The sequence below is a fragment of the Ralstonia sp. Ralssp110 genome (genome assembly GCF_047325135.1).
Classification (GTDB): domain Bacteria; phylum Pseudomonadota; class Gammaproteobacteria; order Burkholderiales; family Burkholderiaceae; genus Ralstonia; species Ralstonia mojiangensis.
The window spans coordinates 1,404,027-1,415,945 of record NZ_CP168609.1 but is presented as its reverse complement, the minus strand read 5'-3'; the positions used below and the strand labels follow the sequence as shown (position 1 = coordinate 1,415,945).

At 62.3% G+C, this 11,919-nt stretch carries 11 protein-coding genes; 8 read left to right on the top strand and 3 right to left on the bottom strand.

Translation table 11 applies throughout. The features are described from left to right. Positions 1-440 precede the first annotated feature (440 nt). From ACEN9T_RS06945 to ACEN9T_RS06930, 4 genes are read left to right on the top strand one after another with little or no spacing between them, the layout of a single operon-like run. Entirely contained in the window at positions 441-1,814 is a 1,374-nt protein-coding gene (locus tag ACEN9T_RS06945; protein WP_413705893.1) for a hypothetical protein, read from the top strand. 8 nt (positions 1,815-1,822) lie between these two features. Then, the gene (locus ACEN9T_RS06940; protein WP_413705892.1) at positions 1,823-2,569 is read left to right on the top strand and encodes a metallophosphoesterase family protein; all 747 of its coding nucleotides are present in this window, start codon (positions 1,823-1,825) and stop codon (positions 2,567-2,569) included. A gap of 2 nt (positions 2,570-2,571) precedes the next feature. Then, positions 2,572-2,844, top strand: coding sequence for a hypothetical protein (locus ACEN9T_RS06935; protein WP_413705891.1), 273 nt, complete (start codon positions 2,572-2,574; stop codon positions 2,842-2,844). A 24-nt stretch (positions 2,845-2,868) separates the two neighbouring features. Continuing rightward, entirely contained in the window at positions 2,869-3,792 is a 924-nt protein-coding gene (locus ACEN9T_RS06930) for an ADP-ribosylglycohydrolase family protein (RefSeq protein WP_413705890.1), read from the top strand. Positions 3,793-3,862: 70 nt separating this feature from the next. Here the strand turns inward: ACEN9T_RS06930 and ACEN9T_RS06925 are convergent, their stop codons facing one another. Together ACEN9T_RS06925 and ACEN9T_RS06920 are read right to left on the bottom strand one after the other, a co-directional pair. Then, positions 3,863-4,387 (bottom strand): hypothetical protein, encoded by a 525-nt coding sequence (locus ACEN9T_RS06925; RefSeq protein WP_413705889.1) that lies wholly within the window; start codon positions 4,385-4,387, stop codon positions 3,863-3,865. Positions 4,388-4,762: 375 nt separating this feature from the next. Further along, positions 4,763-7,093 (bottom strand): dockerin, encoded by a 2,331-nt coding sequence (locus tag ACEN9T_RS06920; RefSeq protein ID WP_413705888.1) that lies wholly within the window; start codon positions 7,091-7,093, stop codon positions 4,763-4,765. A gap of 381 nt (positions 7,094-7,474) precedes the next feature. On the opposite strand from ACEN9T_RS06920, the gene ACEN9T_RS06915 reads away from it, so the two are divergent. Then, the gene (locus tag ACEN9T_RS06915; RefSeq protein ID WP_413705887.1) at positions 7,475-8,344 is read left to right on the top strand and encodes a DUF2242 domain-containing protein; all 870 of its coding nucleotides are present in this window, start codon (positions 7,475-7,477) and stop codon (positions 8,342-8,344) included. Between the two features lie 102 nt (positions 8,345-8,446). On the opposite strand, the gene ACEN9T_RS06910 is transcribed toward ACEN9T_RS06915, so the two are convergent. Beyond that, complete coding sequence (locus ACEN9T_RS06910) at positions 8,447-9,979, bottom strand: PLP-dependent aminotransferase family protein (RefSeq protein ID WP_413705886.1); 1,533 nt, start codon at positions 9,977-9,979, stop codon at positions 8,447-8,449. A gap of 188 nt (positions 9,980-10,167) precedes the next feature. Here ACEN9T_RS06910 and ACEN9T_RS06905 point away from each other — a divergent pair, with 188 nt between their 5' ends. From ACEN9T_RS06905 to ACEN9T_RS06895, 3 genes are all read left to right on the top strand, one after another. Further along, positions 10,168-10,923 (top strand): SDR family oxidoreductase, encoded by a 756-nt coding sequence (locus ACEN9T_RS06905; RefSeq protein WP_092974741.1) that lies wholly within the window; start codon positions 10,168-10,170, stop codon positions 10,921-10,923. Positions 10,924-11,012: 89 nt separating this feature from the next. Beyond that, positions 11,013-11,492 (top strand): carboxymuconolactone decarboxylase family protein, encoded by a 480-nt coding sequence (locus tag ACEN9T_RS06900; RefSeq protein ID WP_092974738.1) that lies wholly within the window; start codon positions 11,013-11,015, stop codon positions 11,490-11,492. Positions 11,493-11,496: 4 nt separating this feature from the next. Beyond that, positions 11,497-11,901: a cupin domain-containing protein gene (locus ACEN9T_RS06895; RefSeq protein ID WP_092974735.1), complete on the top strand. Its 405-nt coding sequence runs from the start codon at positions 11,497-11,499 to the stop codon at positions 11,899-11,901. Positions 11,902-11,919: the final 18 nt, after the last annotated feature.

Here is an 11,919-nt window from a genome sequence, read left to right as displayed (position 1 = left end):
TAGATATTTAGGACTAGGCGCTTTCTCTGATAATCCGATTCAAATCAGGGCGCCGGTTTTTAATTGGGAAACAGCATAGGCGATGCATCGGGATTGCGCTGCCCCCGTTGGTGGGGTCTTTGGAGGTTTTTTGGGCAAGGGTTGATAAAGATCGAATGTGGGATGCTGATTTATGTTTGGCGAAAATCTGAATTAAGAGTTGGACATATCTGGGGTGCGGTGGTGGGCGGGGCTTCGTGGCCGGGGGTGCAGGGCGTTAAGGGGTATTCGGAGGGAGTGTTTCCTTTCAGATTGGGCTTTGGCGGCGTGGCGTTTTGTACTTACTCGCGCAAAAACTCTCGGGTACGATGCGGCACCGCATTTGTCCACAACGACCGGATGCGAGCAGGTAATCCGGCGCATCAACCAACCCACCCAATAAGAAGACGGCTCAAACGTTGATGAACCTCTACAAGAAATCTCTCCTGGCGCTGGTTTGCGCCATCTCTGTTTCGGCTTATGCCGCAGATAGCGCGCCTTCTGCCCCGGACGCACCATCGCCAAGCCCGGTAAAAAAGCGGAGCAAATGCGATTGCACCGCCATTCAGGAGAAGGCGGTCTCGTCGTTGGGGTTCGACCCGGCATCCGAGCAAGGTCAGATCATGCTGCGGTTTGTGAAGAAGGCAACGTCAAGCAACTCCAAGCTGAGCGAGCGGATACAGAGCTTCAATGAACCGTCCATGGCGGAGGAAAAGCTGTCAGCCGCCGAGCGGCTGCACACCTTGGCGTTGATGAGGACCATGCTCACGGCCACACCCACCGACTGCAAGGTGTATTTGGACGCCATCAAAGAAGAGGGCTCCACGGACTTCATGCACAAGATGTCGCCCCAAGCGTTGCAGGCCATGCTCGACACGATAGAGATCAGGGCGCTGCACGAGCCGTCCGATGACGAAACGGACACCGGAGGCACGATCGAAGAAAAGCTGGAAACCCATAAGTATTTGCGCACGGCGTTCAAGGTCGACGAAAACGGGGTGCGCACGCCTCCACCGACGCAATGCGAGCAGATTCCGTTGATGATCGACCACGTGCTGGCAACGCCGAAGCCGAAGCAGGACCGGGCATCGCTTGCCTTACTTCGCGTGTTGGACCTGCACCCCTCTGCACCGCGAATGGTGTTGCGCCAACCCGAGACGTATTTGAACGAAGCTTTTGACGAGCGCCTCCTGCCGGAATCGATTCGCAGCAGCCTGCCAGCGGATGGCAGCCGGCCGCTTCCGTTTAAACGTGCGGTGTTTGATTTGGAAGTCGTCAGCAAGGGAGAGACAACAACCTCGCAACGATTGACCAGCACGGTCATCAACCGGCGAAACAATGGCGTCTTGGCTGCATTTACGGTTCCCACTGTGGCGTCAGGTGACGTCGACTGGACCGAGCTTGGGCTCGGTTATGGCTTGGCAACACTGCGGTCGCACTTCGTGGAGTCGAGAATCAACGCATCTCAGGCTAACCAGCTGGAGCAAGCCGCGGTCGTGGCGGCAAACACGCCGCTCAAGGAAGGCATGACGCTGCGCGTCCCATTTCCTCAGCCGGACTTCCGGGGCGAAAAAGAGCGTGTGTGCACCGTCGGCAGCGAGAGACAAGCCTCGACCGTTTTTGCAAAGCTGACTGGCGCGGCCATTGACCTGCATTGCAAGATGACCTCTGCTAAAGGTGGGGTCACAGAACTCCATACCGTCTGGTTGACGGACTATCAGCTGGAATCCGTCCTTTCCGTTCAGAACCAATATGGCAAGAACGAGATCGTCATTCATGATGTGAAGTTCGAGTAGGGCATCCCATGAGAATCGCCGCCCTCTCCGATATTCACGGCAATCTGGCCGCGCTGGACGCGGTGCTGGAAGACATTCAGGCCCAGGGTGTCGATCTGATCGTGAACCTGGGCGATATTGCGTCTGGCCCGCTGCAACCGCGCGAAACGGTGGATCGGTTGATGGCACTGAACCTGCCGACCATTCGCGGCAATCACGAAAGGCAGGTTCTTGCGGGCGACCTGTCACGCATGGGCGCGTCGGATCAGTACGCGTTTGAGCAGTTGCGGCCGGATCAGCTCGCGTGGTTTGACAGCCTGCCCGTGCTTCGGTACATCGAAGACGATGTGCTGCTCGTTCACGGCTCTGCCCAGCACGACCAGACCTACTTTCTGGAATCGCTTTCTGAGAAAGGATGCCGCGCAGCCACGCACGATGAAGTGCTCTATCGCGCAGAAGATGCCGACGCCAAGCTCGTGCTGTGCGGCCACACTCATATGCCACGCGCGATGAAGCTGATGGACGGCCGCTTGATCGTCAACCCGGGCAGTGTCGGCCTGCAGGCTTACAGCGATGCCTATCCTTTCCCCCACACCATTGAAACCGGCAGCCCGCATGCGCGCTATGCCATCGTGACTGAACAGGCGGGTGAATGGACGGCCGAGTTCCGTGCAGTTGAATACGCGTGGGATGATGCGGCGGCAATTGCGGAGCAGCGGGGCCGGCCGGATTGGGCGGTTGCGTTGCGCACTGGCAAGGTGGACCCACGGGGCTAGACATGCTCAACGACCTATTGAAACCGTTGCCCGCGATGCCCAAGATGACGCGCGAGCAGTACACGGCGTATCGATGGCGCGTCGTGTGGATGCTGGTGGCGTGGGTCGTGTTTGCGTTCGCGTTCTACATGATCTGGGAACACACGGGCATTGTCGGCCGATGCATCCTTGGCATCATCGGGTATGTCTTCGTGCCGGACTTTGCCCTCATCGAAGACATTTTTACGTCGTATGAGACGTACGTAGCGCCGTACGAGAGGGCCGCAAAAAAGTAGGCCGTTACAAACCACAACAAGCACATGACAACCCCATCCCGCCAAGCCCGCCTGCGCGGCGGCCTGCTTGGCCTCCTGGTCGATGATGCGCTGGGCGTCCCGTACGAGTTTCACGACGCAGCCTCGATCCCGCCCGCCGCAGAGATCGATATGACGCCGCCAGCGGGCTTTAACCGCGCTCACGCGGGCGTACTGCCCGGCACGTGGAGCGACGACGGTGCTCAGGCACTCGCCCTGCTCGATGCCTTGGTTCGCGATCCAACGCTGGACCTCGACGCATTTGCGGCGAACCTGCTGAACTGGTTCCAGCAAGGGGCCTTCACACCCGACGGGAATGTCTTCGATATCGGCTTGCAAACGCGGCAGGCTTTCTACGCCATAGCGGCTGGCGCCAGCCCGTCCACGTCGGGGCCGAGCGGCGAACGCGACAACGGCAACGGATCACTGATGCGTTGCCTGCCCGTTGTCATGGTGGCCGCTTCTCGGGACGAGGCGATCCACCTTGCGCGCAAGCAGAGTCTGCCCACGCATGGCCACATCCGTTCTCAGCTCTGTTGCGCGCTCTACTGCCTGACTGCGATGGGCATTCTGGAAGGTCAGTCCGCAGCCGATGCGGTACGCGCCGCGGAGGACGAACTACTCGAACGCCATGCCGGCACCACGGAAGACACCGAACTGAAGATCGCACTGGACGGCCGCTTCGATGCACCGCAAGGGTCAGGCTATGTGGTGGACAGCTTCTGGTCGGCAATCCACTGCGTGCTGTCAACGCACAGCTATGAGGATTGCGTTAAGCGTGCGGTTGCGCTGGGCAACGATACGGACACCACGGCATGTATTGCCGGCGGGTTGGCTGGGCTGGTGTACGGGGAAGACGCGATTCCGAAGCGCTGGCGTTCGGCGTTGCACGGCAGAGCGATCGCTGAAACGTTGTTGGCGCAGCTCTGACAACAACTGCGCCAGACCCAGGGCCCAACGCATCCGGCACCCAGGGCGACCGACTCAATCAACGCCTTCTTCAGCCGCGCAAATGGCGCATGATGAATTCGTCGTGGGATGGGTAGGCATCGTCCTCGGAATCGGACTGCACCTCCCTCAGCAGTTGCCCGGCCTGCTTTGTTGATACATCGTGACCGGCCTTCTGCATTTCGTCGCGAAAGACTTTTGCGTTAGCGCCGGCTGGGCTTCGCTTCGAACCCAGCACGTACGCCGGGGGAATCGAGTCCCTGGTGCGCAGCGCCGGCCCCTCGGAGTAGGGGTCGCTCTCCAGATGGACGTTGTTTGCAACGCCAATAGTGCGCACGAGCGCGGGCCGATCCGGGTCGGCATACATGGCGAAGTCTTTCGCCATCTGACGGCTGCTTGATAGGTAGTGGTGTTCGCTGGAAGCGGTGACGCCGCCACTACTGAATCGCATCATGAAGTTGCCACCGCCGCCTTCCGTCGCTCCGTCGCTTTTGCGTTCCTTCTGGAAGCCGTTTTTGCGGATCGATGGCACGTGCTCGCGCTTGGTGCCGTGGTAAAGCGTGCTGTCTTCGTACACGCGTCTTGCCAACGGGACCAGGCCGCTCAGCGCTGCATCAGGACGCGAGCCCTGTGATGACGTGGCGCGGTTGTTTCGTGTTTCGACGTCCGATTCATATCCATCGGAACCGTATGTGACGGGACCGTGCGCCCCGCCCGTTTTAGAGATGCAGCCGCCCATAGTGATCGGAGTGTTTGGTTAGCGATGAACTCCATTGTTGTCGCGCGCTGGGGCAGGCATGGCAACCGTAGCGAAGGTATGGGCACGATCCCGAAGCGATTCTTCAAGCCGCCCATTCTCGATCGCTTATAAAAAAACCCGAAAGCCGACAACCAGCTTTCGGGTGACGTAATGACTGATCGACGGATCGTTGATCGACCAGTCCTCCCCACATCAATTGCTATAGATCAGCCCACGCGCGGCGCCATTGACGTAGATGCGGCCGTACGTGTTCCAGTCGCCCGCCATCACGCCGGAGCCGCCAAACTGGTGTGCGTCGTCGTTAAAGCGCGACCACGTTGCGCCGCCGTCGTCAGAGCGGTAGATGCCCCAGACGCCGTTGAGCGTGCCTTCTACGTAGATGGCAGCGGAGTACGGCGCGCCCGCTTGTGCCTTGCCCAAGGTGAGCACGGTGGCGCCCATCGTGCCGTTGGCCGGTGCAAAGGCGTTGAGCTTTGTCCACGTGGCGCCGGAATCCACCGAGTGGTACACGGCTGTGCCGTCAGCCAGCCAGATGTCGCCCTCGGCGTTGGGGTTGACTGCCATCGATGTATCCCACCACGAGTTCCAGGCCATGTTTGCGTTGACGGAGCCCTGGCTGAGCGTGAAGGTGTGGCCGCCATCGTTCGAGACGTAGACCTTGCCGCGCTGCCAGCTCCACGGTGCGCCGCCGGAGTCGTAGGCGTAGACCTTGTTCGGGTTCTTGCGGTCTGCGGCCAGGCGGTAGCCACGGGCATAGCCGCTCCAGGTGGCGCTGAACGCCGGCAGGTTGGTCGCCGTCCAGCTCGCGCCATTGTTGGTGGTGTACGACGGCACCGAGTCGGGCGGTGCCCAGGTCACGTTGTTGCGCGACGGCACGACCAGGTTGCCTACGTTGCTCTGGCTTGCGGCGGCGCCATTGGGCAGCGATGCAAACGTCGACCAGCTATTGCCGCTATCGCCAGACCAGAAGCCCTTGGTGACATGGCCGTTGGCGTTGTCCACGCCTGCGGCGGCAATGTACGTCGGGTCTGCCCACGACATGTCGGCGGAGTTGCCGCTGCTCCACGTGTTCAACGGGCCTTTGGTCGGCCGCGTCGTGAGGTCTGTATTGACCCACGTGCCGATGTCGCCTGCGCTGTTGATGAAGTTGTACGAAGCGCCGGGCGGTGCCGTCACGAGCGCGAGGGTGGCGGTCTCTTCAAGGTTGTCGACCTTGGCGCTCCAGGTGGGCGCTGGCGACGAGGCGTTCATGGTTTCGCAAACACCGCCACCGTGCACGTGCATGATGTGGTCGCGGTTGGCTGGGTCGATCACGACGCTCTCGACCCAGCCGGAGCAGCCACCCGAGGCAAGGCCGGTGTGCGGCATGCCGGCTTCGATTTCTCGCCAGGTGCTGCCGCCGTCGTCAGATAGCTGGATGGTCTTGCTGGTGTCGCTCCAGCCCGTCATGCCAAGGGCGATGCGGGCAGACGCGCCAAGACCAGAGACGGACACGCCGCCAAAGCCGTTGCTGGTGGAGCTTTTGAGCAGCGTCCAGTTGCTGTCGTTACTGCCCCCGAACTTGTAGAGGTAGCTCGGGCCGTTGATGCCCTGGCCAACGCCTGCGTTGAACACCACGTAGAAGTTGCCGTCAGACGTGCGTACCACGTGCGGGATGTAGTAGCCCGACACCGCCTGCGGAACGGACACCGGGCTCCACGAAAACCCGCCGTTGGTGGATCTGTACAGGGTGGACGTCAGGCCCGCCGCGTTGGCGTAGTCGGGCGCAACGGTGGCCCACATGATCCACGTCGGCTGGCCGCCGCCCTTGCCCGACGTATCAAAAATCACCTGCTCCACGCCAATAGGGGAGCTGCCGCCGTTGATAGTGGTGGAAGACAGGCCTGTGACTTGCGCCCAGGTGTGGCCGGAATCCGTGCTCTTCCACAGGCCGGCCGTGCGCGAGCCGTAGAACAGCGTTGTGGGGTTGTTCGGGTCCACCTGCAGGCGCTCGCCGGTGCCGCGTCCGTTGTCGTTGCCGCCCACCGGGAACGGCAGATCGTAGTGCGTCCAGGTGTTGCCGCGGTCGCTGGAGATATAGATGCGGCCGTTGTGACCCTGCGTCACGGTAATGCCCGTCATCATGTAGACGAGCTGGTCGTTGTTCGGGTCGAGCGCGATGCTTTCAACGCCGTGGAAATCGCCCTCGCCTGCGCCAAAACCGATGCCGTCTGTGATGGGCGTCCAGGTGGAGCTGGCCGTGTCCCAACGGTAAGCGCCGCCAACGTCGGTGCGTGCATACAGCAGGCCCGCGTTGCTCGGGTGGTAGATGAGGCCGGTGACATACCCGCCGCCGCCCCACTTGACGCTGGTCCAGGTGGTTCCCGGCTGGTTGCCGCTGGGCGAGACGACGGTGCCTGTTGTTGCGGTTGTGGCCGGTGTAGCCGTGCCGCCGCTACCGGCGACGCTGCTTCCGTCGCCGCCGCAGCCGGCCAGAAGAGCGGCCAGCAAGGCCGGGATGAGGACGTTGCAATTTCTATTCATCGGGGGTCTCAAGACTTCGATTGTTCGATTGATCGATAGGCCAGACGGACGGGCGAACTCTGCAGCGCTGCGGTAGCTCGTGCGTTTGGCTGAGAGCGCGGTCGCTGCTGGTGCTTGCCACCCCCTACTAAAGTGGGGTGTCGCGCACTGGGGGCGATAAGACACCGCGCGCCGGCATGGGTCAACGCAATATGAGTTTTCTTGAGAGTTGGGCCGGAACCGACTGATGGCGCTGGCTTTGCGTGCAGACTGGAGCGCCCTGGTGGTGCGCGCTGAATGGGCGCACGCTGCGGGTGACGTGTCACCAGACAAACTTATAATGTCGCCCGGCCACCCGCCTACGCCGCACCATCACCCGGCCGAGCCCTTTTGCCCAACGCCATGCCCTACCGCTTCCGTCCGTTGTCTGTTTTGTGCGCTGCTGCCAGCATCGCTGCCGCTTTGGCTGCGTGCAGCTCTGCGCCCACGCCGCTTTATCAGCAGGAGCAGTTTGATGCGGCGGCAAGCCCCTATGCGCGTACCTTCCACGCCAAGTCTGACGCGACGTGCGAGGCGGCACGCCGGGCGCTGCTGAGCCAGGGGTATGTGTCGAGCTCGCCCCGCCCCGACACGATCGACGGCAGCAAGAACTTCCAGCCGAGCAACGATTCGCACGTGGTGATCTCGTTCCACGTGGTGTGCGCAGAGGCCAATACCGAGGGCACGTCGAGCACGGCCTATGTGAACGCGGTGCAAGACCGCTACACGCTCAAGAAGACAAGCACGTCGGCAAGCGTGGGCTTGAGCATCCTGGGCTCGGTGTCGCTGCCCATCGGCTCGGGTGACGATTCGATGGTGAAGGTGGCAAGCGAGACGATTCCGGCCGGGGTGTTTTACGAGCGCTACTTCAACCTGGTTGACCACTTCCTGAAGATCGACCCCGCCCGCCATGACCGCAAGGTCGCCAAGGCGGCGGAGAAGGAACACGTGGCCCCGCTGCCCGAGCCCGCACCCACGCCGCAGGGCGAGCCGATGAAGATGACCACGCCGGTGGTGCCCACGCCCGCCGCGCCGCCTGTGCCGGTGGTGGCGCCGGCTTCGGCTCCGGCTGCTGCGCCGGCTTCCGCGCCTGCGGCGGCGCCTGTGGTTGCGCCGGCCTCGAAGGCGCCGGTTGAAGCTGCACCGGCATCGGCCCCGGCAGTAACGACCCCGGCGCCGAACACCGCGCCCGCGTCTGAACCGGCGAGTTCGACAACGGGCGGCGCAAGCTAAGCGCGATGCACGCGTCGATTGCGCTACATAAAAAGAAAGCCGCCTTTGGGGCGGCTTTTTTGTTGGGACGCTGTATTGGAGCGCTTCTGGATTCTGCGGGTGTCAGTCAGGCAAGCACGTGCGCAACGTTCGTGCGAGACGGGCCGCCTCACTCGCATCCGCAATGTTGGCGAAGCCGATCACAAGGCCGCGTGGCGCGTGCAACATTCGGGCATTTGCATACCAGATCGAAAGTGGCAGCACGGCGAGCCCTGCCTCACGGGCACGCGCGGCAACGGCAACATCGTTGACAGGGCCGTCTGCCCCTTCGGTGAACTGCACAGCGAACTGGACGCCACCGGGCGGCAACTCGACATGCAATCGGTCGCCAAACGCACGCTCCAGCGCGTGCGCGATCAGCATGCGCCGCTGCCCATACAACGCGCGCATGCGCTTTACGTGGCGCGCGAAATGTCCTTCGTCCATGAAGTCTGCAACCGCCGCCTGCAACAGCGTTGGCGAGCCGGCGTTCATGCTGCATGCCACCCGCGTGACGCGCTCGATGGCGCGCTCAGGCACGACCGCATACGCGAGCCGTAAACCCGGGAACATCATCTTGCTGAACGTGCCGCAATAGATGACGTGATCATGCCGGTCGAGGCTCTTCAACGCGGGCAACGGCCGCCCCTGATAGCGGAACTCGCTGTCGTAGTCGTCTTCGACGATCCAGCGAGACCCCTTCTCTGCCCAATCCAGAAGCGCCATGCGTCTTGCGAGCGAAAGTGTGTGCCCCAGCGGGCTCTGATGAGACGGCGTGACCAAGGCAAAGCGCGCCTGCGTATCCAGTTCGATACCGCGCTCGACGTTGAGCCCTTCTTCATCCACCGGCACCGGTACGAGCTGCATGCCCGTCTCGGCCAGAAAGCTGCGCGCGAGCAGGTAGCCCGGGTCTTCAAACCACACGTGGTCGTTCGGCTGGGCGAGGCTGCGCAAGACGAGTTCCAGCGTTGCGCGATAGCCGCCGGTTACAAACACCTGCTCCGGCAAACAGGTGACGCCGCGTGCCAGCCCGAGATAGGTGGCGATGTGTTCGCGCAGCGGCCGGTAGCCAGCCGGATCGGGGTACGCAAGCACGGCACGTTCGCCGCTGCGCGCGTGGCGCGAAATGAGCCGATTCCATACCTTGCGCGGAAAGGCGTCGAGGGCGGGCAGACCCGGCTGCAACGGCCGGGGCTCGCCGCTCATGGCTACGGCGATTGTCAACGGGCGCGCGGGGGTCGGCGGTATCCGATCTGATGTGTCCGAGGTCTTGTGTTCCCGCCTTTTCCCAGCGCCACGCTTGCTTCCTGCGGCTTCAGGCGCTTCCCGGCGCGACGAACGCACCACCGATGCCGGCAGCGACGGCGACACAAACGTGCCTGCCGCCCCGCGCATCTGCAGGTAGCCCTCATCCACAAGGATCGTGTAGGCCAGCTCGACGGTGCCGCGCGCCGTGTTCAGTTGCGCCGCCAGACCCCGCAATGCAGGCACCCGATCGCCGGGGCGCAGATGCCCGGCCGCGATGGCCGTTCTGAAACGCTCACAAATCTGCTGATAGATCGGCAATGCCTCTTGCCGGTCGATTTCGATGGTCAGTGCGGGTGTGGGGGCGGTCATGGCGGTCTCGTCGGCAAGAGAGGCGCAAACGACTTGGACTAGTCATTTCGACAATTCTTGGCCCTTATTTATAGGGCGTGATTGTTCCACACTGGTCTCAAGCGATGCGACGACAGCGACATGTTCAGACGGCGCCGCGCCCCTCCAGCACCTTGTGCATTCACTGACTCTCATTCGGAGAATCTGCCATGAAGATTGTCGTAATCGGTGGTTCGGGCCTGATCGGCTCACGTGTTGTCACGCTGCTAAGCGAAGCCGGTCATACGGTGCTTGCCGCCTCGCCGCGCAACGGTGTGAATTCCGTGACGGGCGAGGGCCTGAGCAATGCACTCACGGACGCTGATGTCGTTGTGGATGTGACGAATGCGCCGTCGTGGGAGCCGCAAGCGGTGCTCGAATTCTTCCGCAGCTCGGCGCGCAATCTTGGCAAGGCAGAGGTTGCCGCGGGGGTACGCCATCACGTCGCGCTGTCCATCGTCGGCACTGATCGGATGGCGGACAACGCCTATTTCACCGCCAAAGTTGCGCAGGAAGAGGCGATCGAAGCGGCCGGTGTGCCGTACACGATTGTGCGTGCAACTCAGTTCATGGAGTTCATCGGGGGCATTGCCGACTTCAGCACGGTCGCAGGCACGGTGCGCGTCGGTGACGGTTTGTTCCAGCCGATCGCGGCCGACGATATTGCGGCGATCCTCGCGCAGGTGGCAGTCGCGGCACCGCTGAACGGCACGATCGACATTGCCGGACCGGACCGCGCGCCCTTCGCCCAGATCATCGCGCGCTATTTGAAATCGATCGGCGATACGCGCCAGGTCGTGACGGATCCCGACGCACGGTACTACGGCGGCCTGGTCGAGGAACTGTCGCTCGTGCCGCTCGGCGACGCTCGAATCGGCCGCATCAGTCTCGACCAGTGGCTCGACGCACAGGCAAAAGGCCACTGACCACCGACTCACACATCCCACCAGGTCCGGGGCCGCGCATCACGCCGTTGCCGGGCACCGCCACGCGGTCATCTCATCAGGAGCGCATCATGACGCAACGCCTCAACTACTTTCAGCAATCTCCCGAACTGAGCAAGAAGCTCGTGGAGCTCAACACGCTGCTTCAGAAAACGACCATCGAGACGCACATCCGCGAGCTTGTCGAGCTTCGCGTGTCGCAAATCAATGGCTGCGCATTCTGCGTCGACATGCACGTCAAGATGGCGAAGATCCACGGCGAGCGTGAACTGCGCCTTTACCACGTGGCGATCTGGCGCGAATCGACGCTGTTCTCGCCGCGCGAACGCGCCGCGCTGGCATGGGCTGAGGTGCTGACCCAGATTCCCGCCTTGGGCGTGTCAGACGAAATCTACGACAGCGTGCGTGCCCAGTACTCCGAAAAAGAGCTGGCCGATCTGACGTTCCTTGTGGGCGCGATCAACAGCTGGAACCGCCTGAACGTGGCGTTCCGCATGGTGCCCGGGTCATCCGACAAGGCATTCGGGCTCGACAAGGCCCATCTGGAGTGATGCCATGAAAAATCCAGTGTCCTTTGCTGCAGCCGTGGTGTGCTCGTGCCTGCTGATGGCGCAGTTGGTCAAGGCTGCGCCGGAAGCGAGCGTGACGCCGCTGCGCACGGAATCGTTGCCGGAGTACGCAGGCAAAGAGGTTCAGATGATCGTCGTGGACTATCCGCCCGGCTCGGTCGACCCCGTGCATCGCCATGACGCGCACGCCTTTGTCTATGTGCTCGAAGGCAGCATCGTCATGAGTCTGAACGGCGGCAAGGAGGTCACACTCAAGGCTGGCGATACGTTCCACGAAGGCCCCAACGACGTCCATACCGTCGGGCGCAATGCCAGTGCGACGCAGCCGGCCAGGTTTGTGGTGTTCCTGATCAAGAAGAAAGGTGCGCCGGTCCTGACGCCGGTGAAGTAGCCGAGTCTTCTACGCAGG

What these genes read in the sequence shown, in the direction of transcription:
- ACEN9T_RS06920 (WP_413705888.1), bottom strand. Translation starts at nt 7,093, where the DNA reads ATGAATAGAAATTGCAACGTCCTCATCCCGGCCTTGCTGGCCGCTCTT.
- ACEN9T_RS06940 (WP_413705892.1), top strand. Translation starts at nt 1,823, where the DNA reads ATGAGAATCGCCGCCCTCTCCGATATTCACGGCAATCTGGCCGCGCTG.
- ACEN9T_RS06905 (WP_092974741.1), top strand. Translation starts at nt 10,168, where the DNA reads ATGAAGATTGTCGTAATCGGTGGTTCGGGCCTGATCGGCTCACGTGTT.
- ACEN9T_RS06945 (WP_413705893.1), top strand. Translation starts at nt 441, where the DNA reads ATGAACCTCTACAAGAAATCTCTCCTGGCGCTGGTTTGCGCCATCTCT.
- ACEN9T_RS06930 (WP_413705890.1), top strand. Translation starts at nt 2,869, where the DNA reads ATGACAACCCCATCCCGCCAAGCCCGCCTGCGCGGCGGCCTGCTTGGC.
- ACEN9T_RS06935 (WP_413705891.1), top strand. Translation starts at nt 2,572, where the DNA reads ATGCTCAACGACCTATTGAAACCGTTGCCCGCGATGCCCAAGATGACG.
- ACEN9T_RS06915 (WP_413705887.1), top strand. Translation starts at nt 7,475, where the DNA reads ATGCCCTACCGCTTCCGTCCGTTGTCTGTTTTGTGCGCTGCTGCCAGC.
- ACEN9T_RS06895 (WP_092974735.1), top strand. Translation starts at nt 11,497, where the DNA reads ATGAAAAATCCAGTGTCCTTTGCTGCAGCCGTGGTGTGCTCGTGCCTG.
- ACEN9T_RS06910 (WP_413705886.1), bottom strand. Translation starts at nt 9,979, where the DNA reads ATGACCGCCCCCACACCCGCACTGACCATCGAAATCGACCGGCAAGAG.
- ACEN9T_RS06900 (WP_092974738.1), top strand. Translation starts at nt 11,013, where the DNA reads ATGACGCAACGCCTCAACTACTTTCAGCAATCTCCCGAACTGAGCAAG.